This window comes from Mesorhizobium cantuariense (genome assembly GCF_042647205.1).
Lineage (GTDB): Bacteria > Pseudomonadota > Alphaproteobacteria > Rhizobiales > Rhizobiaceae > Mesorhizobium > Mesorhizobium cantuariense.
The window spans coordinates 2,909,049-2,933,865 of record NZ_JBHRVD010000001.1 but is presented as its reverse complement, the minus strand read 5'-3'; the positions used below and the strand labels follow the sequence as shown (position 1 = coordinate 2,933,865).

29 protein-coding genes are annotated in these 24,817 nt (G+C 63.1%); 14 read left to right on the top strand and 15 right to left on the bottom strand.

Annotated features, from left to right (window positions below; translation table 11 throughout):
• Window positions 1–26: 26 nt before the first annotated feature.
• The 3 genes from ACFOJ9_RS13900 to ACFOJ9_RS13890 form a co-directional block, all read right to left on the bottom strand.
• Window positions 27–899 carry an undecaprenyl-diphosphate phosphatase gene (locus ACFOJ9_RS13900; protein ID WP_378979384.1) on the bottom strand — a complete coding sequence of 291 codons (873 nt, stop codon included), beginning with the start codon at window positions 897–899 and terminating at the stop codon, window positions 27–29.
• A 187-nt stretch (window positions 900–1,086) separates the two neighbouring features.
• Window positions 1,087–1,284 carry a hypothetical protein gene (locus tag ACFOJ9_RS13895; protein ID WP_136617393.1) on the bottom strand — a complete coding sequence of 66 codons (198 nt, stop codon included), beginning with the start codon at window positions 1,282–1,284 and terminating at the stop codon, window positions 1,087–1,089.
• Between the two features lie 277 nt (window positions 1,285–1,561).
• Window positions 1,562–1,960, bottom strand: coding sequence for a GFA family protein (locus ACFOJ9_RS13890; RefSeq protein ID WP_378979383.1), 399 nt, complete (start codon window positions 1,958–1,960; stop codon window positions 1,562–1,564).
• Between the two features lie 115 nt (window positions 1,961–2,075).
• Between ACFOJ9_RS13890 and ACFOJ9_RS13885 the strand changes: the two genes are divergently transcribed.
• Together ACFOJ9_RS13885 and ACFOJ9_RS13880 are read left to right on the top strand one after the other, a co-directional pair.
• A complete protein-coding gene (locus ACFOJ9_RS13885) occupies window positions 2,076–2,411 on the top strand; it encodes a hypothetical protein (protein ID WP_378979382.1) in 336 nt (111 codons plus the stop codon).
• A complete protein-coding gene (locus ACFOJ9_RS13880) occupies window positions 2,383–3,105 on the top strand; it encodes a 2OG-Fe(II) oxygenase family protein (protein WP_378987760.1) in 723 nt (240 codons plus the stop codon). Before ACFOJ9_RS13885 ends, ACFOJ9_RS13880 begins: the two co-directional genes overlap by 29 nt.
• Window positions 3,106–3,158: 53 nt before the next feature.
• On the opposite strand, the gene ACFOJ9_RS13875 is transcribed toward ACFOJ9_RS13880, so the two are convergent.
• The 3 genes from ACFOJ9_RS13875 to ACFOJ9_RS13865 form a co-directional block, all read right to left on the bottom strand.
• The gene (locus tag ACFOJ9_RS13875; RefSeq protein ID WP_378979381.1) at window positions 3,159–4,115 is read right to left on the bottom strand and encodes an alpha/beta fold hydrolase; all 957 of its coding nucleotides are present in this window, start codon (window positions 4,113–4,115) and stop codon (window positions 3,159–3,161) included.
• Between the two features lie 26 nt (window positions 4,116–4,141).
• A complete protein-coding gene (locus ACFOJ9_RS13870) occupies window positions 4,142–4,627 on the bottom strand; it encodes an SRPBCC family protein (protein WP_378979380.1) in 486 nt (161 codons plus the stop codon).
• Window positions 4,628–5,024: 397 nt separating this feature from the next.
• The gene (locus tag ACFOJ9_RS13865; RefSeq protein ID WP_013532091.1) at window positions 5,025–5,273 is read right to left on the bottom strand and encodes a ParB N-terminal domain-containing protein; all 249 of its coding nucleotides are present in this window, start codon (window positions 5,271–5,273) and stop codon (window positions 5,025–5,027) included.
• Between the two features lie 200 nt (window positions 5,274–5,473).
• Here ACFOJ9_RS13865 and ACFOJ9_RS13860 point away from each other — a divergent pair, with 200 nt between their 5' ends.
• Entirely contained in the window at window positions 5,474–5,890 is a 417-nt protein-coding gene (locus ACFOJ9_RS13860) for an acyl-CoA thioesterase (RefSeq protein ID WP_378979379.1), read from the top strand.
• 15 nt (window positions 5,891–5,905) lie between these two features.
• Here the strand turns inward: ACFOJ9_RS13860 and ACFOJ9_RS13855 are convergent, their stop codons facing one another.
• Window positions 5,906–6,865 (bottom strand): LysR family transcriptional regulator, encoded by a 960-nt coding sequence (locus tag ACFOJ9_RS13855; RefSeq protein ID WP_378979378.1) that lies wholly within the window; start codon window positions 6,863–6,865, stop codon window positions 5,906–5,908.
• Window positions 6,866–7,000: 135 nt separating this feature from the next.
• Here ACFOJ9_RS13855 and ACFOJ9_RS13850 point away from each other — a divergent pair, with 135 nt between their 5' ends.
• The 9 genes from ACFOJ9_RS13850 (at window position 7,001) to ACFOJ9_RS13810 (ending at window position 15,664) form a co-directional block, all read left to right on the top strand.
• Window positions 7,001–7,783 (top strand): ABC transporter substrate-binding protein, encoded by a 783-nt coding sequence (locus tag ACFOJ9_RS13850; protein WP_378979377.1) that lies wholly within the window; start codon window positions 7,001–7,003, stop codon window positions 7,781–7,783.
• 64 nt (window positions 7,784–7,847) lie between these two features.
• On the top strand, window positions 7,848–8,495 hold the full coding sequence (locus ACFOJ9_RS13845) for an amino acid ABC transporter permease (RefSeq protein ID WP_109669723.1): 648 nt from the start codon (window positions 7,848–7,850) through the stop codon (window positions 8,493–8,495).
• A gap of 12 nt (window positions 8,496–8,507) precedes the next feature.
• Window positions 8,508–9,167, top strand: a complete 660-nt coding sequence (locus tag ACFOJ9_RS13840; RefSeq protein WP_378979376.1) for an amino acid ABC transporter permease — start codon at window positions 8,508–8,510, stop codon at window positions 9,165–9,167.
• Window positions 9,164–9,928: an amino acid ABC transporter ATP-binding protein gene (locus ACFOJ9_RS13835; protein WP_378979375.1), complete on the top strand. Its 765-nt coding sequence runs from the start codon at window positions 9,164–9,166 to the stop codon at window positions 9,926–9,928. The genes ACFOJ9_RS13840 and ACFOJ9_RS13835 overlap by 4 nt, the downstream gene beginning before the upstream one ends.
• Window positions 9,929–9,936: 8 nt before the next feature.
• The gene (locus tag ACFOJ9_RS13830) at window positions 9,937–11,580 is read left to right on the top strand and encodes a N,N-dimethylformamidase beta subunit family domain-containing protein (RefSeq protein ID WP_378979374.1); all 1,644 of its coding nucleotides are present in this window, start codon (window positions 9,937–9,939) and stop codon (window positions 11,578–11,580) included.
• Between the two features lies 1 nt (window position 11,581).
• Complete coding sequence (locus ACFOJ9_RS13825; protein ID WP_378979373.1) at window positions 11,582–12,967, top strand: aminotransferase family protein; 1,386 nt, start codon at window positions 11,582–11,584, stop codon at window positions 12,965–12,967.
• 4 nt (window positions 12,968–12,971) lie between these two features.
• Complete coding sequence (locus ACFOJ9_RS13820) at window positions 12,972–13,901, top strand: BKACE family enzyme (RefSeq protein WP_378979372.1); 930 nt, start codon at window positions 12,972–12,974, stop codon at window positions 13,899–13,901.
• A 135-nt stretch (window positions 13,902–14,036) separates the two neighbouring features.
• Complete coding sequence (locus tag ACFOJ9_RS13815; protein ID WP_378979371.1) at window positions 14,037–14,639, top strand: GNAT family N-acetyltransferase; 603 nt, start codon at window positions 14,037–14,039, stop codon at window positions 14,637–14,639.
• Window positions 14,636–15,664 (top strand): histone deacetylase family protein, encoded by a 1,029-nt coding sequence (locus tag ACFOJ9_RS13810; protein WP_378979370.1) that lies wholly within the window; start codon window positions 14,636–14,638, stop codon window positions 15,662–15,664. Before ACFOJ9_RS13815 ends, ACFOJ9_RS13810 begins: the two co-directional genes overlap by 4 nt.
• Before the next feature lie 18 nt (window positions 15,665–15,682).
• Here the strand turns inward: ACFOJ9_RS13810 and ACFOJ9_RS13805 are convergent, their stop codons facing one another.
• The 3 genes from ACFOJ9_RS13805 to ACFOJ9_RS13795 form a co-directional block, all read right to left on the bottom strand.
• The gene (locus ACFOJ9_RS13805) at window positions 15,683–16,948 is read right to left on the bottom strand and encodes a cysteine desulfurase-like protein (RefSeq protein ID WP_378979369.1); all 1,266 of its coding nucleotides are present in this window, start codon (window positions 16,946–16,948) and stop codon (window positions 15,683–15,685) included.
• Window positions 16,949–17,000: 52 nt separating this feature from the next.
• On the bottom strand, window positions 17,001–18,068 hold the full coding sequence (locus tag ACFOJ9_RS13800) for an aldo/keto reductase (RefSeq protein ID WP_378979368.1): 1,068 nt from the start codon (window positions 18,066–18,068) through the stop codon (window positions 17,001–17,003).
• Window positions 18,069–18,185: 117 nt separating this feature from the next.
• Window positions 18,186–18,674, bottom strand: coding sequence for a hypothetical protein (locus ACFOJ9_RS13795; protein ID WP_378979367.1), 489 nt, complete (start codon window positions 18,672–18,674; stop codon window positions 18,186–18,188).
• Window positions 18,675–19,067: 393 nt separating this feature from the next.
• Between ACFOJ9_RS13795 and ACFOJ9_RS13790 the strand changes: the two genes are divergently transcribed.
• The gene (locus ACFOJ9_RS13790; RefSeq protein WP_109669696.1) at window positions 19,068–19,232 is read left to right on the top strand and encodes a hypothetical protein; all 165 of its coding nucleotides are present in this window, start codon (window positions 19,068–19,070) and stop codon (window positions 19,230–19,232) included.
• A 59-nt stretch (window positions 19,233–19,291) separates the two neighbouring features.
• Here the strand turns inward: ACFOJ9_RS13790 and ACFOJ9_RS13785 are convergent, their stop codons facing one another.
• Entirely contained in the window at window positions 19,292–19,798 is a 507-nt protein-coding gene (locus ACFOJ9_RS13785) for a DUF1993 domain-containing protein (protein WP_378979366.1), read from the bottom strand.
• A gap of 138 nt (window positions 19,799–19,936) precedes the next feature.
• Here ACFOJ9_RS13785 and ACFOJ9_RS13780 point away from each other — a divergent pair, with 138 nt between their 5' ends.
• On the top strand, window positions 19,937–20,989 hold the full coding sequence (locus ACFOJ9_RS13780) for a DUF1176 domain-containing protein (protein WP_378979365.1): 1,053 nt from the start codon (window positions 19,937–19,939) through the stop codon (window positions 20,987–20,989).
• A gap of 27 nt (window positions 20,990–21,016) precedes the next feature.
• On the opposite strand, the gene ACFOJ9_RS13775 is transcribed toward ACFOJ9_RS13780, so the two are convergent.
• From ACFOJ9_RS13775 to ACFOJ9_RS13760, 4 genes are all read right to left on the bottom strand, one after another.
• Window positions 21,017–21,868: an alpha/beta hydrolase gene (locus ACFOJ9_RS13775; protein WP_378979364.1), complete on the bottom strand. Its 852-nt coding sequence runs from the start codon at window positions 21,866–21,868 to the stop codon at window positions 21,017–21,019.
• A gap of 269 nt (window positions 21,869–22,137) precedes the next feature.
• Entirely contained in the window at window positions 22,138–23,748 is a 1,611-nt protein-coding gene (locus tag ACFOJ9_RS13770) for an NTP transferase domain-containing protein (RefSeq protein WP_378979363.1), read from the bottom strand.
• Window positions 23,745–24,449 (bottom strand): XdhC family protein, encoded by a 705-nt coding sequence (locus ACFOJ9_RS13765; protein ID WP_378979362.1) that lies wholly within the window; start codon window positions 24,447–24,449, stop codon window positions 23,745–23,747. Before ACFOJ9_RS13765 ends, ACFOJ9_RS13770 begins: the two co-directional genes overlap by 4 nt.
• Before the next feature lie 6 nt (window positions 24,450–24,455).
• Window positions 24,456–24,794 (bottom strand): XdhC family protein, encoded by a 339-nt coding sequence (locus ACFOJ9_RS13760; RefSeq protein WP_056594403.1) that lies wholly within the window; start codon window positions 24,792–24,794, stop codon window positions 24,456–24,458.
• Between the last annotated feature and the right edge of the window lie 23 nt (window positions 24,795–24,817).

The window sequence follows — 24,817 nt, the reverse complement described above, 5'->3', positions numbered from 1 at the left end:
GTTTCAAGCGATACTGTGAAAGCCCCTTAGACAAGCCATCCCATCGCCACGCCCAGCAGCAGGACGACGCCGAGCAGGCCGCGATAGATCACGAACGGCCAGGCCGAAAACCGCTCGAGCACGCGCATCAGCCCCCATATGGCGAAGAAGGCGGAGATCGAGGCGACGACCAGCCCGACGGCGAGGACCGACCAGCCATGGGCGTCGAGATGGACCTTGTGCAGTTCCCAAAGCTCCTTGAGGCCGGCGAGCGCAATCGCAGGCAGCCCGAGCAGGAACGAGAAGCGCGCCGCCTCGGCCCGCTTGAAGCCGAGCCCAAGCGCCGCCGTCAGGGTTGAGCCCGAGCGCGACACGCCGGGGATCAGCGCGCCGATCTGGGCGACGCCGACGAGCAGCGCGTCAGTCAGCGACGCTTCGCCGATGCTGCGGCGGTGGCGGGCAAAAATCTCGGCAAGCGCCAGCAGGATCGCCATCGCGATGCAGGCCCAGCCGATCACCGTCAGGCTGCGCAGCGGCGAATTGCAGGCGTTGAGCACGCCCGATAGCGCAACGCCGGCGATGACGATCGGGATCGTCGCCAGCACGATCCACAGCGCCAGCTTGAAATGCCGGTCAGCGAAATCGCGTCGCGCCAGGGCGTCGAGCGAACCAAACAGGATATCCCTGACGTCGCTCCAGAAATAGCTGACCACCGCGACAAGGGCCGCGAGCTGCATAGCGGCGGAAAAGGCGGAGCCGGGATCCTGCCAGCCGAGCACGGCTGGCACGATGCGCATATGGGCGGTCGACGAGATCGGCAGCAATTCGGTGATGCCTTGCACGACGCCGAGGAACGCCACCTTGGCAAATCCCAAGCCGACGAAGCCCGTGTCCAGGCCTTGAGTGCAGATGTCGGCCAATGTCGAATTCCACGCATGAGAGATCGGGCTGGCGGACCGACCATTCGGTCAATCCCGGGCAAGCCTTATCGTCATGGGTGGGATAATCAATTTACGGATTTGTAAGGTGGTGCGCCGCGACGCACGCGATTCAAAACCGACCCACATTGGGGCCGGCTTGAGATTCATAGGGAAAACCGCAAGGCGGTTAGGGGCAGAGCCAGAGTTTTTGGCATGCCCTGGCGATCACATGCGCCGGCGGCACGTCAGGCTCGTCGACGGAAGGCCGGCGAACCCGTTCGAGCAGCATGCGCACCTGTTCGGGGCGCACACGATCGCGCTCCATCACAAGCAGGACCATCGGATCGCTCAAAAGCTCGTCCAGGGTGCTGATGCTGTCGTTCATCCGTCGTCTCCTCGAATGCCGTACCCGCGCCCCTTAAATAGGGAGACAAAGATGGCCCGCCAATGACGCTTTGCCGGCTATCTCGTGTCGATTTGGATTAAATTTCAGTCATGGTTGCGCTCTTCCTTCTCCCCCTGTGGGAGAAGGTGGATCGGCGCGCAGCGCCGAGACGGATGAGGGGTGTTCCAGCGGAGTGAGACGTCGGCATTCCCTGGAACACCCCTCATCGTCGCCTTCGGCGACACCTTCTCTCCACAAGGGGAGAAGGAAGAAGCTTTCAGCCTGGTGGCGGGGCGCCTTCGTGCTGCGGCAGGCCGTCATCGAGCACCACCCAGGGCTGCCTCGAGGCGGTGAAAATGTGCATTTGCGGCTTGAAAGCGGTCGGGTCGTCGAGCGAACCGGTGGTGACGCCGATAATGCCTGCGGAATCGCGCCGGGAAAACATCGTCGTGCCGCAGCTCGGGCAAAAGCCGCGCTTGAGGTCCGGCGAGGAGTTTATCGTCGCCAGTGGCCCGTCAACCGTCAAATCGTCGATGCGAAACAGCACGCGTGCGTTGAAGGCGGCGCCGACCGCCTTCTGGCAAACCCTGCAGTGGCAGACGCGTTCGTTGACGGGGGCCGCGTCCGCACGGTAGCGCACCGCCTTGCACAGGCATCCGCCCTGATATCTTGCCATTATCCGGATCCATTGGTGGAGAGGATGAGCGGCAAGGTAGCGGCGGACCGGTTGGGTCAATTCAAAAGCTTTGATACAACGCCATCGATTATGGTGATGGGGTGGAACTGAAGCTATGACGCCGGACATCGAAACCATCGAGATTGCGGACCTGTTCGGGCCGCCCTCGCCCGCCCGCGACCGCACCGACGCCAGGATCATGGCGGCCGCCTCCGGGATCGGCTTCATGGCGGTCCGGGACTTTCCCGGCGACGACTGGCTGACGCCGGACAAACGCGCACAATTGCTGCGCATCTTCTCGCTTGCCGACGCGCGAGAAGCGGAAATTGCTGCGCTGGAATTTCGACCGCACGAAGAAGAACGTCTATCGCGGCTGGTTCCCGCTGCAGCCGACAGCCGTCTCTTACAAGGAAGGCATCGACATGGGGCCGGATCTTGCCCATGTGGCTGATGCCTCAGCTTCCGACGATCCGTTGTGCGAGCCGACCCCCTTGCCGGCCGAAGACGCCTTGCCCGGCTGGCGCGCGGCGGCAGCGGATTATTATCGCGCGATGGAGACGGTGGGCAACGCGCTGATGCGCTCGATTGCCCGCGGGCTTGGCCTGCCCGAAACGATCTTCGATGCCTATTTCGAGCATGGCATCTCGACGCTGCGGCTGATCCGCTATCCCCTGCGTGACGCCAATGCCGGTGTCGATACCAGCGGGCCGGAGTTTTCGGTGGTCCACAAGGGCGAGACGCGCAGCATCATCGGCCGCGAGCATGCCGATTCCGGCTTCGTCACCTTGCTGGCGCAGGACGGCGTCGAGGGCTTGCAGGCCAAGAACCTTGCCGACGAATGGATCGATGTGCCACCGGCCAACGGCACGCTGGCGGTCAATTTCGGCCAACTGCTGGAACGCTGGACCGGTGGCCGCGTCAGGGCGACGCGACACCGGGTGATTGCCCCGAAGACGGCGCGCTTCTCGATCCCGTTCTTCTACGAACCGCGCGTCGATGCGGAGATCGCGTCTCTGCCGCTGAGTGGCACGGAATCCTTCGAGCCGTTTCTCTACGGAGACTATCTCTGGGAGGCGGCAACCAATTTTGTCGAGATGAGCGGTATCAAACATCTCAGGCAACCGCGCAAGGCAAAGGCTTCATAAACAGAACCGCCGGCCGCCTCATGGAGAGACGGCCGGCGGGAGCAGGCAGGCGGTCATTCCGTTTCGCTGACCACTTCGTCCCAGGTCTTCACCTTGGTCTCGCCGTTGAGGAACGGCAGCGCGGCGGCCGTCAGTTCGGGGGCGAAGAAGACGTCATAGTGGGTGCGGTTGGGCAGGATCGCCAGGCGGTTCTGCGACAGATTCTCGCGCATCCAGCCGGCGTCCTTCAGCCCGCCACCGAGCATCTGGTAGAACCTGATCTCATGCTCGGGCTTGTACATGTCGCTGTCGCCATAGGCCAGCATGACCGGCATCTTCAGCTTGGCGACGTCGGTGGAGTAGTCGTACTCCTGGCGCATGAAGTTGCCGAGCGCGTCGAGCAGCTTCGGGAAATCCTGCGGACGTGGCGCCACCGCGATGTAGGATTTGTACATCGGCGTGTCCTTCATGAAATCGGCCGCCGCCGCGCTGACCTGCGCCTGCTGGCCGCGCATCTCGGCGTAGAAACCATCCGCGGCGTAGCCGGTCGACACCAGGACGAGGCGGCGCACCGCTTCGGGATGCTGGACCGCCATGCGGAAGGCGACGCCGCCGCCCAGCGAATAGCCCATGACGTCGACCTTGTCGTAACTGAGCGCCTTGACGATATCAGCCATGTCGTCGCCCATCGCCTCCAGGCTGAACGGCCGGTCGCCGAGTGCGGTGCGGCCATGACCCTGCAGGTCGACACCGATGATGGTGCGGTTTTCGGCAAGCTTCGGCAGGATCGGCGCGAACATGTCCGTGGTGCCAAGACCGCCATGCAGCAGAAGCAGCGGCTCGCCCTTGCCGTAGATGGCATAATAGTAATTCAGGCCGTTGATCGGCAGCAGGCCGGACTTTTCCGGGTTCGGCAGTGCGTTCGTTTCGGTCGTCATGGCGGATTTTGCCTCCTCTGCATTGGTAATGCCCGGGCAGCCAAGAAGCGCTGCGGCCGAAGCAAGAATGGCGAAAATCAGGGTTTTGGACATATCAATCTCCTCTCGTCTTGCCGATCTCAAAGCGTTTTGGCGAGTTCTTCGAGCTGGTCGGCGCACTGGCCCCAGCCCTCGTGGAAACCCATCTTCTCGTGCTGCTCGCGGTCAGCGACGCTCCAGTGCCTGACCCGAGCGATATAGCGGGTCTTGCCGTTGCCCTCGTCCTCGAAGGTCAGCACGCCGGTCATGAACGGCTTTTCCGACGGCTCCCAGGCCTGAGTGTAGGCATCGGTAAAGACGATCTTCTTGCCGGGAACGACTTCGAGGAAGACACCTGGGTTGGGGAATTCGTTGCCATCGGGGCCCGCCATGACGACAAGGCTCGAGCCGCCGCTGCGCACATCCATTTCGGCACGCGGTGTCGTCCACGGCTTTGGCGCGAACCACTGCGTCAAAAGCTTGGTGTCGGTCCAGCAGCGATAGACGTTTTCGCGCGGCGCATCGATGATGCGGGCAAGGACCAGTTCACGGTCGTTGGCAGGGGCGATGTCGAGCTTGGTGGTCATGATGGTGTCCTCGGGTGTCGGTTTGATCTGGCTTCCGTCCCAAGGACGAGCCGATGAACCGCAAACCGACACCGGCCGCAAAGAAAATGTCGACACCCTCGATTGGCCGAAGCCTCCCCAATTTCGTCATCCACGGGCGGAGCAGGAGCGAAGCTCCGTCGCGGAGACCCTAGGATCCTGTGCCGCGGCCTTGGCCGAGGAATGCAGCGGAGCAGAATTCTGCACCGTTGTGACGCGTTGGAGTCGCGGCATGGATCCTCGGGTCTGCGCCGCGTCGCTGCGCTCCTTGCTCCGCCCGTGGATGACGAAGCGATGGGCGCGTTTCCGCCAATCGCCGAGGCATTCGGCTTATCAAAGCAGCATATCTGATCGAGAAACTGGGTGTTCTGTCGACCTATCAGTGACGCTTGGCTTGCACCAGATAGGCCTCGATCTCGGTCTCGCCGAGCCACTTTGCCGCCTCCAGCCGATGCAGGCCTTCGACGAGGATGTGGCGCTTGCCGTCATGGCGGACCTGGATCGGCGTCTTCATGCCGTTTTCCAGGATGTCCTCGGCCAGATGGCGGACGGTCTCGGGATGCAGCGTCTTCTTGCGCGCCGTCGGCACGTAAATCTCGTCGACCTTGACCTTTTGCACTCTGAGCATGCCGACCCCCGTGGCGGAAACGCCGCCTCCCCTGAGATAGCCCGTTTGATGGAGGCGGCCAAGGGCGCGGCTAACGAATACGAAGCGCGAAGGTTATTCCCGGTTCGAAGATGCCAGGGACTGCAGACCGTTTGCCTGTCTGCGTGCGTTTCGATATTGCGTCGGCGCGATCGTCGATGGCCACGGAGGCAAAAATCCCCATGAGCAAATCTCTCGTCACCTTCGTTGGCGTCGCTCATCCCTGGATGTGCGATGTGATGGGGCACGTGAATGTGCGTCACTACGCGGCGATGTTCGACGATGCCAGCTTCCAGCTTCTCGGCCATCTCGCCGGACAGGACGATAACCAGGCGTCGCAAATCGGATGGGCCGATGTGCGCACCGAAATCGACTATCGGCATGAAACGAAAGCCGGTGCGCTCATCACCATCCATTCGCATGTCGTGAAGATCGGCCGCACCTCCATCACCTTCGAACAGGTGATGTCGGGCTCGCTCGACGGCGTTGTCCGTGCATCGAGCCGGACGACCAGCGTGCGCTTCGACCTTGCCGCGCGTGCCTCGGTGGCTCTGGACGAGCCGATGCGCAACCGGGCGGCGGCCTTGCTGATCGAATAGGCCTGTCGCGGCCCGTCAGCCTTTGTAGGTGCGGTCCTCGAGCGGCGTCTCGGCAATCAGCGTCTGCAGCCCTGACAGCAGCGCCTTCTCGGCGCGGTTCATCACCTTGTCCGGATTGACCAGCAGGAAGATGTCGATAGCCGGCGGCGCGTCATAGGGCGGCAGCCGCCACAGCGCTCCATCAACCACATCGCGCCGCGCGACGTGCAGCGGCAGCGGGCCGATGCCGAGCCCGGCGACGATCATGCGCCGCACCTCTTCCAGGCTCGAGGACACGCCGACGACATCGGCGTTGAGCCGGGCTTCGCTGCGCAACAGCGCGACCGGCCGCAACGCATCCGAGATATGATCGGTCTGGAACGATACCGAGGGTTCGCCGCGGAGATCGGCCAGCGTCAGTCCGGTTTGCCCGTAAAGCCTGTGTTGCGGCCCGCAGAAGAAGCCGAAGAACTCGCGGTAGACCATCGCATATTCCAGCGCCGGATCGCGCTGGCTGACCAGGCAGATGCCGAAGGAGGCACGCCGTTCCCTGACCTGCTTGGCGACTTCGGTGCTTGCCGCCACCGAAATGGTGATGCTGGCGCGCGGATAGTTGCGATGGAACTCCGACAGCGCCTGATCGAACAATGGCGAGACGACATGGCTGGCCGTCGCGATCGTGACGTGGCCTGTGACGTCGTCGCTGATGCCGCGCATCAGCAGCGGCAGCTGCGATATGGTGCCGAACACCTCGACGCTCTGCTCATAGAGAAGGCGCCCGACCTCGGTGAGTTCGAAGCGTGTCGCATCGCGCTCGACCAGCCGCCGGCCGACCCGGTCTTCCAGCCGCCGCAGGGCATTGCTGACGCTGGGCTGCTTGAGGTTCAGCCGCTCGGCGGCGCGCGTGATGCTCTTCACTTCCGCGATGACGACGAACGTCCGCAGAAGGTTCCAGTCCAGATCCCAGACCAGCCGTTCGGGACGCGGCAAAGCCATTCCTGATATCTATGCTCCCTATTCCCATTATCTATTTGCGCAATGATACCGCAAAGGCAATCATTGAACACAGGAAAGCGTCTGTACGCCTCCCAAGAACAAACCTTGCGTGCCATCCAGAGGACAGGAAATCAGATGAATAGAGTATTTTCCGGCATCGCCGTTGCGGCCCTGCTGCTTGCGTCGACCTTCACGGCCGTTTCGGCCAGGGCCGACGACCTCGAGAAGATCAAGGCGGCGGGCGAGCTGAAGATTTCCATGAGCGGTCAGTATCCGCCCTTCAACTTCGTCAACGACCAGAACGAAGTCGTCGGCTTCGACGCCGATATCGGCAAGGCCATCGCCGAGCGCATCGGCGTCAAGGGCACCATCATCACCACGGCCTGGGACGGCATCATCGCAGGGCTGCTCGCCAACAAATACGACACCGTCGTCGGCTCGATGACGATCACGCCCGAGCGTGAGAAGGTGGTCGATTTCGTCGGACCCTACTACCACGCCGGCCGCGCGGTTTTCGTCAACGAGGCGTCCAAGGTGCAGAGCCTCGACGACCTCAAGGGCAAGACCCTTGGCGTGACGCTAGGCGAGACGCACGAGAAATGGGCGCGCGAAAAAGGCGGCTGGAATATCCGCACCTACAAGGGCCTGCCGGAACTGCTGCTGGAGTTGAGGGCCGGCCGCGTCGATGCCATCGTCGTCGACAACATTCCGATCATGGTGGCCGTCAAGGAAACGGGTGAGAAGGTCCGCAAGCTCAACACGCCCGATATCGAAGGCGGCGCCGTCGCCATCGGTATCGCCATCCGCAAGGACAATCCGGAGCTCAAGGCTGCCATGCAGAAGGCGCTGGACGACATGCTGGCTGACGGCAGCTACGAAAAGATCTCGACGAAGTGGGTCGGCAGCGACATCCGCTGATCCTTCCTGGTTTCAGGCGGCCAAGGCCGCCTGAAACCGAGCGTCACTCCTGCTGGGCCATTTCATGGATTTCTCCTTGATGCAGCGTGTCTTCCCGTTCTTCGTGGAAGCCGCCCTGGTGACGATCGAGATCACGGTGCTGGCCCTGATCCTGGGCCTTGCGGCTGCGGCACTGGCCGCGGCCGCCAAGATGTCGAGGTCGGCAATCCTGCGGACCATCGGCACGCTCTATGTCAGCCTGTTTCGCGGCACGCCGTGCCTGATCCAGCTCTTCGTGCTCTATTTCGGCGGCCCGCAGATCGGCATCAATCTGGAGCCATTCGCCGCCGGCGTCATCGGCCTCGGCCTCAACATCGGCGCCTATATGGCGGAATCGATCCGTGGTGCACTGGTCGCGGTCGACCGGGGCCAGACCGAGGCTGCCCGCACAATCGGCTTCAGCCGTTTCCAGACCTTGCGCAAGGTCGTGCTGCCGCAGGCGGCGCGGCTGATGATCCGGCCGCTCGGGGTCAATACGGTTGCTTTGTTGAAGGGATCAGCACTTGTGTCGACCATTTCAGTCGTCGAACTGACCTACACAGCCCAGCGCTTCATCGGCTCAACCTACAAGCCGTTCGAGATCTTCGGCGTTGCAGCCCTGCTCTACATGATCATGGTCTATGCGGTCGCGCGGGTCGTCGACCTGCTCGACAAACGCTTCGCCATCGTCTGACCGGAGAGCACGATGCAAGGTTTGGATTTCACCGTCGTCGCGCCCTACTGGGACCTTCTGTTGATTGGCGCCTGGTGGACCGCGGTGCTGACCGTTTCGGCGGGCGCGCTCAGCTTCTTCGGCGGCATCCTGTTTGCGGTCACCGTGCTCTACGCTCCGAAGATCGTCGCCTATCCCGTGCGCGCCCTCATGTGGGTGTTCATGGGCACTCCGCTGCTGCTGCAGCTGTTCCTGATCTATTTCGGCCTGGTGCAGATCGGCATCGACATTCCTGCCCTGGCCGCCGGCATTGTCGGGCTTGGCCTGCATTTTGCCGTCTACAATGCCGACATCATCCGTGCCGGCATCGTTGCCGTCGATGTCGGCCAGACGGAAGGCGCGCGCAGCATCGGCTTCGGCAAGTGGCAAACGCTGCGCCATGTCGTGATACCGCAAGCCATCCGCAACACGGCACCGCCGATCGGCGGCAATCTGATCGCGTTGCTGAAGGAATCCTCGATCGTCTCGGTCATCGGCATCGCCGAGCTGGTCCATTCGGCCCAGTTGGCGATCAGCGAAACGTTCCGCCCGTTCGAGTTCTATATCACCGCAGCGGCGCTCTACTACATTCTCAACCTTGTGCTTGAGGCGGCCTTGCGCCTGTTTGAACGACATGTGGAGGCTTCCCGATGAGCACACAGCGGCCCATGGTCGAGGTTCGCGGTGCGCGCAAATCGTTCGGCGCGGTTGAGGTCCTGAGAGGTATCGACCTGTCGGTCGACCGAGGGCAGATCGTCGCGATCATCGGGCCGAGCGGCTCCGGCAAGAGCACGCTGCTGCGCTCCATCAACCATCTGGAATCCCTGGACTCCGGTGAAGTCTGGCTCGACGGTGTGCAGGTCAACCAGCCCCTGCATGGCCAGGCTTTCGAGCGGCACATCAACAAGGTGCGCCAGCAGATGGGCATGGTGTTTCAGCACTTCAATCTGTTCCCGCATCTGACCGTGATCGAGAACATTTCCATGGGACCGATCATCCTCAAAGGCATGACCAAGACTGATGCACATGCGCTGGCGCATAGCCTCTTGTCCAAGGTCGGTCTCGCCGACAAGATCGATGCCTATCCCTCGCGGCTTTCGGGCGGCCAGAAGCAGCGTGTGGCGATCGCCCGTGCGCTGGCGATGCAGCCCAAGGTGATGCTGTTCGACGAAGCCACCTCGGCGCTCGACCCGGAACTGGTCGACGAGGTCAATGCGGTGATGAAACAGCTTGCCGCCGAACACATGACCATGCTCATCGTAACGCATGAGATGCGCTTTGCCGGCGAAGTGGCCGACAGGGTGCTGTTCATGGATGGCGGCGTTGTCGTCGAGGAAGGCCCGCCGGGCGACATGTTCCGCGCTCCGCGGAAGGAACGCACGCGCACCTTCCTCAAGAAATACCTTTCCGCCTGAGTATGACCATGACCAAACCAAACACGGAATTCCCCGATTTCGGACTGACGCCGGAGCAGCGCCGCCACGCGGTGCGCGGCCACTATTACGAATGGCCGGGCATGGATGGCGAGCGCGGCGAGATCTGGTGCTACAGCGACCGGTTTTCCTATCGCGCCGGCGAAACGGTGGCGTTGCATGTCAGTTCGACAGCTCCGACGTTCGGCATGACAATCACCCGGGATGGCGGCAGCGAGACCAAAGTGTTCGAGAAATCGGGCATCGCGGCGCGCTGGCAAGAAAGCCCGGACCAATGTTCGGCTGAAGGCTGCGGCTGGGAAGCCTCGTTTGAATTCCGTGTCGAGAACGACTGGTCGTCCGGAGCCTATCGGGTGACGCTGACGGCCGACGGGCGCGACGGCAAGCCGATCCAATGCCACCATCTGTTCATCGTCAGCCCGCAGCCAGGCCGCAAACCTGGCCGTGTGCTGCAGGTGGCGGCGACGGGAACCTGGTTGGCCTACAACACCTGGGGCGGCTCCAACCACTACCAGGGCATCACCGGGCCGGATCGCAACCAGTATTCACCCATCGTGTCGACGCAGCGCCCCTGGTGCCGAGGCTTCGTCGTGCTGCCCAAGGATGCGCCGCGCGTGCCACTGGAAGTCGCCGTGCCGCCGAAGACGGTGCCACGTTATCCCCACATGGAATGGGCGCTCGCCACCGGCCATTCGAAGAAATACGCGTCGTCGGGCTGGGCCAGCTATGACAGCCATTTCTTCCGCTTCGCCGAACAGGCCGGCTATGGCGTCGATCTCGTCAGCCAGCATGATCTGCATTTTTTGCCCGAAATTCTCGACGGCTACGACTGCGCCGTCTTCGTCGGTCATGACGAATACTGGACCTGGGAAATGCGCGATGCCGTCGACAATTATGTCGAGCGCGGTGGCCATGCGGCGCGCTTTGCCGGCAATTTCATGTGGCAGACGCGGCTGGAGGACGAGGCCCGCCGGCAGGTCTGCTACAAATATCGCTCCCGTGCCGAAGACCCCGCCTATCTCCCAGGCGGCGACGTCACCCGCGCAACCAACTCCTGGGAGGCGCCGGAAATCGGCCGGCCGGGTTCGGCGACCTTCGGGCTCAACGCCACGCGCGGGGTCTATACCGGTTGGGGCGGTTGCGCGCCGCGCGGCGTGCGTGGCTTTCCGGTCTACCGGCCCGAGCACTGGGCCTTCGCCGGCACCGGCATCTACTATGGTGACCTGCTGGGCGCCGACAGCCATGTCTATGGCTATGAGGTCGACGGGCTCGACTTCGAGATACGCGGCGGCCTGCCCTACCCGACTGCCACCAGCGGCGCGCCAGACGGCCTGCAGGTTCTCGCCGTCGGCATGGCGAGCCAGGTCGAGGAAAGCGCCGATATCCCGATCGAGGACCAGTTCCTCACCGACGAAGACGGCCGCTTCACCGCCGAAACGCTGTTCGGCGAGGCAAGCGACGCCAACCTGGAAAAGGTCAAACGCGGCAACGGCATGATCGTCAATTTCCCGCGTGGCAAGGGCGAGGTGTTCCATGCCGGAAGCTGCGAATGGGTCGCCGGCCTGCTAAGACAAGACCCGATGGTCGAACGCGTCACCAAAAATGTCCTCGATCGTTACCTCGGAAAGTCCTGACATGTCGAAAGTCCAGACCGCCACGCAAGACACTGACGCCCGGCGCCAATCGCATCTGTTCTATTTGTCCAGCCTGCGCCGACCGCTGATCGACCGCGCCGAGGGCATCTATATGTGGACGCAGGACGGCCGCCGCTTCATCGACGGCTCGAGTGGCCCGATGGTCGCCAATATCGGCCATTCCAACCGCAATGTGCTGGATGCCATGAAGCGGCAGATGGACCGCGCCACCTTCGCCTATCGCCTGCATTTCGAGAACGAGCCGGCGGAGGAGCTGGCGCGGGAACTGGCCGGCAAGCTGCCGGAAGGCATGGACCGCATCTTCTTCGTCTCGGGCGGCTCGGAGGCGACGGAATCCTGCATCAAGCTGGCGCGGCAATGGGCCGTTGCCACCGGACAGGCCAGCCGCTGGAAGGTGATCACGCGCTTCCCCTCCTATCATGGCGGCACGCTGGGTTCGCTGTCGATCACCGGCGACGATGCGCTGGCCGAAACGTTCGAGCCAATGATGCGGGTGATGCCGACCGTGCCGGCGCCGAATGCCTGGCGCGACCGCGACAATCTCTCGATGGACCAGCGCGGCATCCGCTATGCCGACATGCTGGAAGAAAAGATCCTGGCAGAAGGGCCTGAGAGCGTGGTGGCCTTCATCATGGAGCCGATCGGTGGCGCGGCGACCGCGGCCCTGGTCGCTCCCGACAGCTACTATCCGCGCCTCCGCGAGATCTGCGACCGCTACGGCATCCTGCTCATCCACGACGAGGTGATGAGCGGGGCCGGCCGCACCGGCAAATTCCTCGGCGGCGACCATTGGAACTGCAAGCCCGACATCGTCGCGCTGTCGAAGGGGCTGGGCTCCGGCTACGCGCCGCTTGGCGCGCTGGCCGCCCCGATGCGGCTGGTGCAGCCGCTGCTCGACTCGGGCGGCTTCCAGCACGGCCACACCTATGCCGGCAACCCGCTGGCCTGCGCCGCCGGGCTTGCCGTGCTCGGTGAAATGGACCGGCTCGACCTGATCGCCAATGCGGCTGCCATGGGTGATGTGCTGATGGACGGGCTGAAGGGGCTGGCGAAGCGGTTTCCATTCATCGCCGACGTGCGCGGCAAGGGCCTGCTCACCGGCGCCCAGATGGTTGCCGATCCCGAGACCATGAGGCCGATCGACCAGAACAAGAAAGCCACGCAGCGGCTGCTCGACCTCGCCTATGAACGCGGGTTGATTATCTATGGCCGCAGGGTCAAGGGCGGCGTCGACGGCGACAATTTCATGGTCGCGCCGCCGATGATCGTCACCAGGGAACAGGTCGGCGAGATCGTTTCCATCATCGGCGACTCGCTGGAGGTTCTCGCCTCCGAGCTCGACCTGCCGGTCGAAGGCCAGGGGTAAAAGAATGGGCCTGAGAAAAGTCATCATCACCTGCGCCGTCACCGGCTCGGTGCACACGCCGTCGATGTCGCCCTATCTGCCGGTGACGCCGGACCAGATCGCCGCCGACGCAATCGCGGCGGCCGAAGCCGGCGCCTCGATCCTGCATCTGCACGCCCGCGACCCGAGGGATGGCCGCCCGACCGCCGATCCGGACGTCTACATGCAGTTCCTGCCGCGCATCAAGCAGGCGACCGATGCGGTGATCAACATCACCACCGGCGGTTCGTCGCTGATGACCTTGGACCAGCGGTTGGCCGCCCCTTTGCGGACCGAGCCCGAAATGTGCTCGCTCAACATGGGCTCGATGAATTTCGCGCTGTTCCCGATGCTCGACAAGCCGCGGGAATGGCAGCACGAATGGGAGCCGAAGCTGCTCGAAGCGACGCGGGACACCATCTTCAAGAACACCTTCGCCGACATGGAGGGTGTGCTTGAGAGACTGGGTAAGGGCTGCGGCACGCGCTTCGAATTCGAATGCTACGATGTCGGCCATCTCTATTCGCTGGCGCATTTCCGTGATCGCGGGCTGGTGTCGGGACCGCTGTTCATCCAGTTCGTGCTGGGCATATTGGGCGGCATCGGCGCCGACCCTGACAATCTCGTCCACATGAAGCGGATCGCCGACAAATTGTTCGGTGACAGCTATCAGTTCTCGGTGCTGGCCGCCGGCCGCCAGCAGCTGCCGCTGATCTCGATCGCCGCGGCGATGGGCGGCAATGTCCGTGTCGGGCTGGAAGACAGTCTCTATGACGGCCGCCAGCTGGCGAAATCCAATGCCGACCAGGTGCGCCGCATCCGTGGCATTCTCGACGGTCTGTCGCTGGAGGTTGCCACGCCCAGCGAAGCGCGCGACATGCTGGCGCTCAAGGGCGGCGACCGGGTGGCGTTTTGAGATGATGGCGTTCAGAGGAAGACAATCTGACATGATTGCGTTCCTTCGCACCCCCCTCTGTCCTGCCGGACAACTCCCCCGCAAGGGGGGAGATCGGATGTCATCTCGGCTTTCGCTAATTTCCGACGTTTTAAAATGGGCGGCGAGATCAAAACTGCCAATCTCCCCCCTTGCGGGGGAGATGTCCGGCAGGACAGAGGGGGGTGCCTGGGCGCCCTGCCTGTCGTGAACAAACCGTCAAAAATCGTCCTCCGACCCGGCCGAATCGACGACGTCGAAACCATCCACGCGGCAATCCTGAAACTCGGCACCCATATCGGCGCGCCCGAGGAGATCATCTCGACGCCGGACGATCTCAGAACTTACGGCTTTGGTGAAAAGCCCGCCTTCTCCACCCTGATCGCCGAAGTCGGCGGCGAATTTGCCGGCCTCTGCCTGCATTTCCCGATCTTTTCGACCTGGATGGGGCGGCCTGGTGTCTATGTGCAGGACCTCTATGTCGAGGACCGGTTTCGCGGCCGCAAGATCGGCGAGCGGCTGCTGCGGCACGTTGCGGCGCAGTGCCGGAAGGAAGGCGGCGTTTATCTCCGACTGTCCGTCGACACCGACAATGAAGGTGCCAAGGCCTTCTACGAAAGGCTGGGCATCGCCTGGTCAAGCTACGAACAGACGCAAAAAATCATCGGCGAGGCCTTTTTTGCGTTCGCCGACGCGGCCGAGAATGGGGAGCAGGAATGAAAGCCTTCTATGCCGAGGAACAGAAGCGCCACGACCCCAAGGCCTTTCTTTCGAGCGGTGCGGCGCAGCCCAATCCGGAAAAGCCGGAGCGCGTCGAGATATTGTTAGCCGGCGCATTATCTGCGGGTTGCACGATCGAGCGGCCGGGCAATCATGGGCTCGGCCCGGTCTCGGCGGTGCACACGCCGGAATATCTGGATTTTCTTGAGCATATTTACACGCGCTGGCAGCGCATTGAAGGCGCGTCGGCTGAAGTGATCCCCAACATCCATCCGATTGCGCGCAACGGCTCCTATCCGGCCTCGGCGGTCGGCCAGGCCGGCTATCACATGGCCGACACCGCCTGCCCGATCTCGGGCGAAACATGGCAGAGTGCGCTGTGGAGCGCCTGGAGCGCGGTCGAAGCTGCTGAAGCCGTGATATCAGGCGCGCCGGCCGCCTACGCTCTGTGCCGCCCGCCCGGCCACCATGCCTTTGCCGATGTCGCCGGCGGCTTCTGTTTCATCAACAACTCGGCCGTCGCCGCGCAGGTCTTGCGCAGGACGGCGTCGCGGGTGGCGATCCTCGATGTTGACCTACATCACGGCAACGGCACGCAGGGCATCTTCTATGCACGGCCCGACGTGCTGACCGTCTCGCTGCATGCCGATCCGGTGCGCTTCTATCCATTCTTCTGGGGCCATGCCGACGAGCGCGGCGAAGGGCCTGGCCTCGGCTACAATTTCAACCTGCCGCTGCCGCGCAAATCGGCCGACGCGGCGTTTCTCGAAGCGCTTGAGGTGGCGTTCCAGCGCATCCGTGCCTTTTCGCCGGACGCGCTGGTCGTGGCGCTCGGCCTCGACGCGTTCGAGGGCGACCCGTTCGGCGGACTTTCGGTGACGACGCCTGGCTTCTCGCGCATCGGCGAGGCCATCGCAAAGCTCGGCCTGCCGGCGGTCATCGTCCAGGAGGGCGGCTATCTCTGCGACGAACTCGGCGACAATCTCACCGCGTTTCTCACCGGCTTCGGCGGCAAGACGCGGTGATCTCGTTCTGACAGCGTGTCAGGAGCGCTGCTGCCTGAGCATCGCAATGACCCGGTGTACGCTCTCCAGCGTCTCGTCGATTTCGGCCGCCGTGTTGTAGTGGGCGATGCCGATGCGCACGACGCCATGCTCGGCAGGAATGCCGAGCTGATGAACGATCTCCCAGGCGTAGTTGTGGCCGGACCACAGGAAGATGTTTTCGGCGTTCATCTGCCGAACGATCGTTTCGGGCACGATGCCGTCGACGGTGAAGGACACAGTCGGCACGCGATCACCAAGGCGCTTCGGATCGGTGATGCCGTGGATCGTCAAGCCCTCGATATCGGACAAGCCGTCGATCAGCTGTTGCGCCAGCGGATTTTCGTAGGCGATCGAGACTTCGAACGCCTTGGCAATCTTCTGTCTTCGCGACCCGCTCTCGCCTGCAGCAGCGCCGAGGTCGGCAAAATAGTCGACCGCGGCGGTGAGACCGGCCATCAGCTCGATCTGCGGTGTGCCGAGTTCGAACCGCTCCGGCAAACCGTTCGATGAACAGCGGCATTTGTAGGGCTGCAAGTCATCGATGACGTCACGCCGGCCCCACAAAATGCCCATATGTGGGCCGAAGAATTTGTAGGCCGAACAGATCAGGAAATCGCAGCCGAGCTCCTGCACGTCGATCAAGCCGTGCGGCGCGAACTGGACGGCGTCGACATAGACAAGCGCGCCTGTATTCCTGGCGATGGCGGTCAGCGCTTTCACCCGGTTGATCGAGCCGGTCAGGTTGCTGGCGTAGTTCAACGCGACCAGCCGTGTCTTCTCCGAAAGCAGGCCAGCCAGCGTCGCCTCTTCGACCTGCCAGCTCTTTTCATCGAATGGCAGCCAGCGCACGATGAGGCCGAGATCCTCGGCCAGCTGCAGCCAGGGCGATACGTTGCCCTCATGGTCCATGCGGGTAAGGATGATCTCATCGCCGGGCTTCATCGTGCGGCCGAGCGTGCGCGACATGTGATAGGTCAGCGTCGTCATGTTGGCGCCGATGATGATTTCCTCGGGGCTTGCCGCGCCAAGGAAATCGGCCATTGCCCGATGCGCTTCATCGACGACGGCCTGCGCGGCAATCGTCGTTTCGAAATAACCGCCAAGGTTGGCGTTGGTGGTCAAAAGACAGCGCGACACGGCGTCCGCGACGGCTTGCGGCACCTGCGTGCCGGCCGGATTGTCGAGATAGATGCGGCGGCGGCCCTTGTCGGTCAGGGACAGTGCGGGAAATCGTTCGCGGACCAGCTCTATCGGAAAATTCATGATTGCCCGGCTCCCTTGGAATTATTGAGTATTCGGCCGCAGCCAGTCCCGTTCAAGGACAGGGATTGCCGACCCGCTGGTGGATCGCATCCACCGCCTTCTGCATCTCTTCGGTCCAGACGATTTCGATGGAAGATAGCGCCATGTCGAGCTGCGCAAGCGTCGTAGCGCCGACGATGTTCGAGGTCACGAACGGCCTGCTCGAGACGTAGGCATTGGCAAACAGTGCCGGTTCCAGGTCAAAGGAGCGCGCCAGCTCATTGTATTCGAGCTGGGCTTCGGCGGCACCCAGCGTCTCGTAGCGCTGGCCGCGGTTGAACAGTTGCGAGCGTGACCCCTGCGGGCGCGCGCCATGGTCGTATTTGCCGGTGAGATAGCCCTGCGCCAGCGGCGAATAGGGCAGCAACGACACCTGCTCGCGCTCGCAGACCTCGGCGAGGTTCACCTCGAAGGTGCGGTTGACGAGATTGTAGGCGTTCTGGATCGACGCGACGCGCGGGCCGATGCCTTTGTCAGCCTCCGCAAGGTACCGCATGACGCCCCAGGAGCTCTCGTTCGACAGGCCGAAATGACGGATCTTTCCCGCCTTCACCAGTTCGTCGAACACCGCAAGCGTCTCGGCGATCGGCGTTTCGTCGGCCGGAGCGCCGACGGAATCGGCGCGCGGCGATACGGCGCCGACGCGCGTCGGGTTGGCGCCCCACGGAATGTCGCGTTCCGGCCAATGGATCTGGTAGAGGTCGATGTAGTCGGTGCCGAGCTTGGCCAGCGACTTGTCGACGGCGTCAAAAATATCGGCACGCACCAGTTGCGATGGCCTGTCGCCGCGAAACCATCTGTTGGCCGTGCGGCCGACGACCTTGGAGGCCAGGATCACCTTGTCGCGGTTGCGGTTGGCCTTCATCCAGCTGCCGATGATCTTTTCGGTCCACCCTTGCGTCTCCGCTTTGGGCGGGATCGGATAGAGTTCAGCGGTGTCGATGAAATTGACGCCGCGTGAAAAGGCCAGATCCATCTGGGCGTGACCGTCGGCCTCGGTGTTCTGCTGGCCCCAGGTCATGGAGCCCAGGCAAATCTGGGTAACAAGAAGATCGGTCCGACCGAGACGGCGTTTGTGCATGGAATTCGGCTCCGGAGGAAGGCTGGCGCGACTGCGCGGGAGGAAGCCGCATCTATAGGCAAAGCAGAGCCGCTCTCCAAGCCTCGCCAGACCGACCTTTGCGTGAACCAGCTGCGTTTAGCGGCGAGCGCCGGCCAGCGCGCGGCGCTTGGCCTCGTCGATCAGCATGTTGGCCACCTGCATGCGGATCATGGCGCGCTGGCGCAGATGCGGAGCGACACGGTCTGGATGGTTGGCGAAGGCAAAGCTGCGGCGCATGCGGCTGAAATCGGCGACCTGCTTGGACTGGTTGAGGCCAAGTTCGACCGCGATCGATTCGGGATCGATCGGCGGCAGCTTTTCCTCGGGCTTTGGCTCTTCGCCGGCGAGAGCCAGTTTGGCATGATCGAGCAAGGCGGCGAATTCGGTCGCCAGATCAGCACCCGCCTCGCGATATTCGGTGGCAAAGCCGCCGCCTGAAACCTTGATGCGGCCGGAATGGAGTTCATCGGCCACCGAGAGATAGTCGAACGGGATGGATGGACGAGCGCCGGCCTCTTCGCCTTCGATCCCGTCGCCCCCAATTCCGTCGCCCTTGTCGGAAGCGACGAAGAGGTCGTCGAGCAACGAAGCGAAATCACGCTTGGCGCCAGTAGCGATGTCAGCCTCCCCCTCGCCCGACCATTCGGGTGTCGAAGCATAGAACCGGCTCGTTAAAAATGCATGGCACCGATCTTAACTAATTTAGCCGTCGCCCCGCCGCTTGACCATCCGCAATCCCAGACAAAAAGCCGGACTGCACTTTCATGCAGCCCGGAATTCGCCAGGAGTGGCGAGGAAAAACCGGCCATGTAGCCAGCATTCGAGGCTACGATGCGCGCCGGGCAAAAGTTTCACCCGGTTGCAGAAATATCGCCAAGGAAATCACCAACACATGGCAGGCATGCAAATGCTGCACTGCACAATTGTCACGATTCACCTATATTGGCAGCCGTGGAGGACCAATTTGGGGCTTGAATCATGGGTTTCTTCACTGAAATGTTCGCCCGGCCGCGGCCGCAGGAACATCTGAGATACCGCTCGGCGCTCGCACTGCTCCATGCGATGAGCAATGCCGACCGCGCCGACATCGGTATCAAGCCGGCCGATTTTCCGCGCATCGCCCGCGAAATGTCCATTCGCTAGATGCGGCTGGTTGCGAGATGTCCCGGCTCAGTCCGGGACATCTCAAAAACCTCAATTCTTTAGCGCGCTCCCAGGAATGTCGCCTTGCCCAACGGCACGCCGTTGTGGCGAAGGATGTCGTAAGACGTGGTGAGATGGAAATAGAAGTTGGGCATGGCCACATGCAGCAGATACTGCATGCCGGGCATCGAGCTTTCGCGCCCGCCAAGCTTCAGTTCGATGATCTTGTCGTCGGAGCCGTCGAACTCTGCAGCTGAAAAGGTCGCCAGAAGGTCCAGGGTTTTCGTGATGCGTGCCTGGATATCGGCGAAACTCGCTTCGTTGTCTTCGTATCTCGGCACTTCGCGACCGGCGAGCCGGGACGGCGCGCCCTTGGCGTGATCGGTGGCGATCTGCACCTGCCGGGTCAGCGCGTACATGTCGGGCGCCAGCCGAGACGTCAAAAAAACCTGCGGGTCGATCTTGCGATCAAGCGCATTCTGTTCGGCGGTCGCAAGCACATTGGAAAGCGCCTTCAGCCTGGCTGAAAACACAGGCACGGATGCCTCATACATCGATATCGTCACGTCAAATCTCCTGCCCGGCCGAACGCCGGCGGACGCGACGTAGCGCCTTCGCACACGATTCTTCAAGTCCGCCGACGCCGCGTCACCACGTTGCCGCAATCGCCATCGTAGAATCTCCCCATCAAGTGGAGATTCCCGATGAGACGCGCCCTTTTCGCAGCGACTGCCTTTCTCTCCCTTGCCACCACAGGCCAGATCGCATTGGCCGCCGAAGATGCACCCGAAGCGCCCTATGTCGACGACCGGTCGAGCGCCGATGCGGTTGTCCGCTCGCTCTACAGCGCCATCAGCCGGCACGAATTCGCTCGCGCATGGGGGTATTTCGGCGATACAAAGCCGGCAAAGGATTTCGACAGTTTCGTCAAGGGCTATGACGGGACCGACAAGGTCGAGGTCGAGACCGGGGTTGTTTCCGACGAAGGTGCGGCCGGCAGCATTTTCTACAACGTCCCCGTCGCCATCCGCGCTACGGACAAGACCGGCGGCGAAAAGGTCTTTGCCGGTTGCTACACGCTGCGCCAGGTGAATGCCCAGATCCAGGCGGCGCCGCCGTTCGATCCGATCCATATCGAAAAAGGGGCGTTGGAACCCTCCACCGCCGACTTCGAGGAGGCGCTGCCGCCAAGCTGCGGCGACGGGCCGCCGCCACCGAAGAAGGACACGGCGCTGGAGCAGGCCAAGAAGGCCTTCCTGGCGACCTATGGCGACCAGTGCGACAAGCAGTTCCTCGCCAATGAGCCGACCGTCTTTTCAATCAAATACAAGGACAAGGATGCGGCATCAGGCGATCCCGACAAGGAAACGCGCCTGTTCCATTTTTCCTGTTCGGCCGCGGCCTACAATGAAAGCTCGATCTACTACATGACCGACGAGGTGTCGGGCGTGCAGCAGTTGCAGTTCGCCGAGCCCAAGATGGACATCCGCTACGAGAACAATGACAGCAACGGCAAATTGCTGGGTATGACCATCGTCGGTTTCCAGACGTCCGGCTGGGCGGTCAATTCCGACTATGACGAGGCTGCCCACACGATCACAACATTCAACAAGTGGCGCAGCATCGGCGATGCGTCCGACGCAGGGACGTATCTGTTCCGCAATGGCAATTTCTCGCTGGTCCAGTATGACGTCGATGCGTCCTATGACGGCGAGCAAAATCCGCAGACTGTCGTCGACTATAACACCCCGCCCTGAGCCTGGACGGGCTTTCCGCGGTGCCGGTCAAGGCGCCTTCGACAGCATCCAGTTGAGCGTGCCGCGCCAGTCGGTCATGCGGATCGGGGTGCCATGGGTGCCGGTCTCGAAGCGGACGAAGCGGGCCGGATAGGTCTTCGATTTGGCCAGGATCGAGCGAAAGAACGCCTCCTGCTTTGCCACGGGGTAGACCACGTCGTGGCTGCCCTGGCCGAAGAAGACCGGTACGCGGCGCTTGAAGGCCGGGCTGGTGAAAAAGCTCTCATCCCACAGCGAACCGAGCAGCAGCAGGCCATCGATGCGGCCGCCCGTATCCTTGCGCGCTGCAAGCTTCCAGCACAGTGCGCCGCCCATCGAGCCGCAGGCGACGAAGATCTTCGCGCCCGGCGACTGTTTGGCATAGTGGTCGATCAGCGCCGCCACCTGCGCCGCTCCCGTATCGCCGAAATCGGGGAAATCAGGACTGAGATAGAGGCCGCCATTGCCGGCCATCAGGTTCTTGAGCCGGTTGAAATTGCCGCCGAAGGTGAAGTCGTCGACGCCCTGCTTGCGGCTGCCGCCCTGCCCGTGCAGATAAAGCACGATGATACCGGCACCCTCGGTCTTGCCTGCGGCGACATGCCTGACATCGCCGGCATCGGTTTTCAGCAACAAATCCTGCTGCACCTTGCGCACGCTGGTGTCGGTGTACTGGGCGTTCACGCGGCGCTCCGGCACCTGGTCACGCTTGTTGATGTCGCGCAGCTCGCGGTAGTCGATGACCGTGTAGGCGCCGTTGGTGTCGGACGACAGCGTGGCCGGATAGGCGAACAGATCGTCCTTGAAGGGTTTTAGAGATAATTTGTCGGCGTAGGCGACCGAAGAAAACAAGAAAAGCATTGCTGTTAGGAAAGCGCGGCACGCCCCCCTCTGGCCTGCCGGCCATCTCCCCCTCAAGGGGGGAGATTGGACGCCACTTCGGCTTTCGCCAATCTCCAAAGCAAGATGGACGCCGCCATCGAAGCTGCCGATCTCCCCCCTTGAGGGGGAGATGGCCGATCCACCCTCCGCAGCTGCAGCGCAGCTGCTGCGGAGGACGGGCAGGCCAGAGGGGGGTGCGACGGTACGAATAGCCATACCCAAGGCATGCGTAATTCGGCCTGGGTTTGTCAATCCTGCAGCACGCCGCCGGCGCCTTCCAGCGCCTCGCGCGTGTCGACATCGACAGACGCCGCCGCGCCGATCTCGACATCGATGACATCGAGCCCTTCGGCCTCGACCAGATGGCGCGCGCCGGTGTCGCCTTCCAGATGGGCAATCGCCGGAAACAGCGAACGCGGCAAAAGCACCGGGTTGCCGCGCTTGCCGTCATGCGAGGCGCGAACCACAGAATTGCCGCCGGCCTTGCGGAATGTATCGATCAACCTGTCGAGATCGTCGGACGCGATGCCCGGCATGTCGCCGAGCACGATCATCACGCCGGCGCAGCCTTCCGGCAGATAGGCAATGCCGGCCTTCAGCGAGGTGGACAGGCCTTCGGTAAAATCGGGATTGTCGGCGAAGCTCACGTCGAGGCCCGCCAGCGCCGTGCGCACCCGCTCGCGCTGATGGCCGGTGACGACGATCGTGCCAGACGCCTTCGAGCCGAGCGCCCGCTCGGCGGTGCGGCGCACCAGCGGCTTGCCGTCAAACAGCGCCAAAAGCTTGTTCGGTCCACCCATGCGGCTCGAGCGGCCGGCCGCCAGCAGCACGATGCCGACCTTGAGCTGGCTTTTGGCCGGCAGCGGTTCCCGCGGCTGCGGCCGCGTCGGGATTTCCATCAGCAGCCCGCCGACCCCCATGCCGGCGATGTCGTTTGCGGTGACGTCGAGCCCAGCGATCAACCGATCCAGCACCCAGTCGAAACCATTCTCCTTGGGGCTGCGGGCGCAGCCGGGCGCGCCGATGACGCGCTTGCCGCCGAGCATGCCGAGCACCAGCAGATTGCCGGGATCGACCGGCATGCCCGCCCGGATGACAGTACCACCCGCCCTCTCGATCGCCGCCGGAACGACATCGGCGAAATCGCTCATCGCCGAGGCGCCGAAGATCACCACCATGTCGTTGTCGCGCGCCAGCGAAGCCGCGGCCTCCGCCACCGGGGCGATCTCATGCGGCGTGCGGCGCTCCGCCGTCAGCCTGCCGCCGGTGCGCGCCAGCCGCGCTTCGGTGACGCGTAGCGTCTTGTCGAGCACACTCGGCTTGATGCCCGGCAGAACCGTCTGGATGACGCCAACACGGACCGGCCGATAGGCATTGACGGCAAAGATCTCGCCACCCGCACAGATTTTTGTCGCGGCGTCGACCAGCGCTGAACTGACCGCGAAGGGAATGATCTTCACCGTCGCGACCATCTGGCCTTTCTCGACCGGCGCATGCTGCGCCAGCGTGGCAATGGTGATGGCGGGATCGATGGCATTGATGGCGTCGATGATAGCGGCATCGACCGTGAAGATGCCCGGCGCTTTGGCATGGAGATTGACCCGCCCGGTCGCGGCCGACCTGGCCTCGATGCCGCGAAAGGTCATACTCTCGGCGATCGTCTGCGCGGCGGCATCCTCGCCGAGGTCGTCGGCGGCCAGCACGGCTGCAACGACCTCAGAAATGCCGGCGGCCCGCAGCAGCGCCACATCTTCGGCGCTCAGCCTGTGCGCCTTGCGGAAGCGGCGTTCACCGGCGGTTGTGGAATGCGCCAGCACCGCGCCTTCCGCCGTCTCAATCGGGATCGGGCCGAATTTCACGCTGCCGCGCCCTTGGCATCGAGGCCGCGCGAGCGGAAGGCGTGGATCGCTTGCGCCAGCACCGCAACGGCGATCTCGGCCGGGCTGGCCGCACCGATATCGAGCCCGATCGGCGCATGAATACGGGCGATCTGCTCGGCGCTCGCGCCCAGCGCCAGCAGGCGTTCGACCCGCTTGGCATGCGTCTTCCTGCTGCCAAGCGCTCCGACATAGAAACAGTTGGCGTCGAGGGCCGCCTTCAGGGCGAAATCATCGACCTTCGGGTCATGAGTGACGGCGGCAAGCGCGGTGTAGCTGTCGAGCGGCTGGCGCTTCAGCACATCCTCCGGCCATTCGGCATGAAGCGCCACGTCGGGAAAGCGATCCGGCGTGGCGAAGGCGGTGCGGGGGTCTATGATCTCCACGGGATAGCCGGCGATCCTGGCCATCGGGGCCAGCGCCTGGCTGATATGAACCGCGCCAATCACGACCAGACGCGGCTGCGGCAGGTGTGCGTTGAGAAAGAAGGTTCGCCCCTCGGCCTCGACCGAACCGGAATTGCCGGTGCGGAACGCCTTGGCGATCGCTGCTCCGAGATCGCCGGCGACCTGGTCACCCTCGCGCACGATGCGGTCGCGGCCGTCACCGAGATCGGTGACAAGGATCGCCGCGCGGCGGGCGCGTCGTTCGGCGTTCAGTGTTTTCAGTGCATATGGATCCATTCGAGATCAGCCGAGCCTTTCGACATAGACCTTGATGCGGCCACCACAGGACAGGCCGACCTGCCAGGCGGTTTCATCCGCAACACCGAACTCCAGCATCCTCGCCTTGCCGCTGTCGATGACGTCGATTGCTTCCGTCACCACCGCGCCTTCGACGCAGCCGCCCGAGACGGAGCCGTGAAAATTGCCGTCAGCGTCGATGACCAGATGGCTGCCTACGGGTCGGGGCGCTGAACCCCAGGTCTCAACCACTGTCGCGATGGCCACGTCCTTGCCGTCCTTCATCCAGCCCTCCGCGATGATCAGGGGGTCGCGGGCCTCATCCAGATAAATGCTGTTTTCCATGACCGTTTCTCTAGGAGTCTGTT

Excerpts from the sequence above, each read along its gene's own strand:
- ACFOJ9_RS13895 (WP_136617393.1), bottom strand. The coding sequence starts at position 1,284 with ATGAACGACAGCATCAGCACCCTGGACGAGCTTTTGAGCGATCCGATG.
- ACFOJ9_RS13890 (WP_378979383.1), bottom strand. The coding sequence starts at position 1,960 with ATGGCAAGATATCAGGGCGGATGCCTGTGCAAGGCGGTGCGCTACCGT.
- ACFOJ9_RS13885 (WP_378979382.1), top strand. The coding sequence starts at position 2,076 with ATGACGCCGGACATCGAAACCATCGAGATTGCGGACCTGTTCGGGCCG.
- ACFOJ9_RS13880 (WP_378987760.1), top strand. The coding sequence starts at position 2,383 with ATGGGGCCGGATCTTGCCCATGTGGCTGATGCCTCAGCTTCCGACGAT.
- ACFOJ9_RS13875 (WP_378979381.1), bottom strand. The coding sequence starts at position 4,115 with ATGTCCAAAACCCTGATTTTCGCCATTCTTGCTTCGGCCGCAGCGCTT.
- ACFOJ9_RS13870 (WP_378979380.1), bottom strand. The coding sequence starts at position 4,627 with ATGACCACCAAGCTCGACATCGCCCCTGCCAACGACCGTGAACTGGTC.
- ACFOJ9_RS13865 (WP_013532091.1), bottom strand. The coding sequence starts at position 5,273 with ATGCTCAGAGTGCAAAAGGTCAAGGTCGACGAGATTTACGTGCCGACG.
- ACFOJ9_RS13860 (WP_378979379.1), top strand. The coding sequence starts at position 5,474 with ATGAGCAAATCTCTCGTCACCTTCGTTGGCGTCGCTCATCCCTGGATG.
- ACFOJ9_RS13855 (WP_378979378.1), bottom strand. The coding sequence starts at position 6,865 with ATGGCTTTGCCGCGTCCCGAACGGCTGGTCTGGGATCTGGACTGGAAC.
- ACFOJ9_RS13850 (WP_378979377.1), top strand. The coding sequence starts at position 7,001 with ATGAATAGAGTATTTTCCGGCATCGCCGTTGCGGCCCTGCTGCTTGCG.
- ACFOJ9_RS13845 (WP_109669723.1), top strand. The coding sequence starts at position 7,848 with ATGGATTTCTCCTTGATGCAGCGTGTCTTCCCGTTCTTCGTGGAAGCC.
- ACFOJ9_RS13840 (WP_378979376.1), top strand. The coding sequence starts at position 8,508 with ATGCAAGGTTTGGATTTCACCGTCGTCGCGCCCTACTGGGACCTTCTG.
- ACFOJ9_RS13835 (WP_378979375.1), top strand. The coding sequence starts at position 9,164 with ATGAGCACACAGCGGCCCATGGTCGAGGTTCGCGGTGCGCGCAAATCG.
- ACFOJ9_RS13830 (WP_378979374.1), top strand. The coding sequence starts at position 9,937 with ATGACCAAACCAAACACGGAATTCCCCGATTTCGGACTGACGCCGGAG.
- ACFOJ9_RS13825 (WP_378979373.1), top strand. The coding sequence starts at position 11,582 with ATGTCGAAAGTCCAGACCGCCACGCAAGACACTGACGCCCGGCGCCAA.
- ACFOJ9_RS13820 (WP_378979372.1), top strand. The coding sequence starts at position 12,972 with ATGGGCCTGAGAAAAGTCATCATCACCTGCGCCGTCACCGGCTCGGTG.
- ACFOJ9_RS13815 (WP_378979371.1), top strand. The coding sequence starts at position 14,037 with ATGGGCGGCGAGATCAAAACTGCCAATCTCCCCCCTTGCGGGGGAGAT.
- ACFOJ9_RS13810 (WP_378979370.1), top strand. The coding sequence starts at position 14,636 with ATGAAAGCCTTCTATGCCGAGGAACAGAAGCGCCACGACCCCAAGGCC.
- ACFOJ9_RS13805 (WP_378979369.1), bottom strand. The coding sequence starts at position 16,948 with ATGAATTTTCCGATAGAGCTGGTCCGCGAACGATTTCCCGCACTGTCC.
- ACFOJ9_RS13800 (WP_378979368.1), bottom strand. The coding sequence starts at position 18,068 with ATGCACAAACGCCGTCTCGGTCGGACCGATCTTCTTGTTACCCAGATT.
- ACFOJ9_RS13790 (WP_109669696.1), top strand. The coding sequence starts at position 19,068 with ATGGGTTTCTTCACTGAAATGTTCGCCCGGCCGCGGCCGCAGGAACAT.
- ACFOJ9_RS13780 (WP_378979365.1), top strand. The coding sequence starts at position 19,937 with ATGAGACGCGCCCTTTTCGCAGCGACTGCCTTTCTCTCCCTTGCCACC.
- ACFOJ9_RS13775 (WP_378979364.1), bottom strand. The coding sequence starts at position 21,868 with ATGCTTTTCTTGTTTTCTTCGGTCGCCTACGCCGACAAATTATCTCTA.
- ACFOJ9_RS13765 (WP_378979362.1), bottom strand. The coding sequence starts at position 24,449 with ATGGATCCATATGCACTGAAAACACTGAACGCCGAACGACGCGCCCGC.
- ACFOJ9_RS13760 (WP_056594403.1), bottom strand. The coding sequence starts at position 24,794 with ATGGAAAACAGCATTTATCTGGATGAGGCCCGCGACCCCCTGATCATC.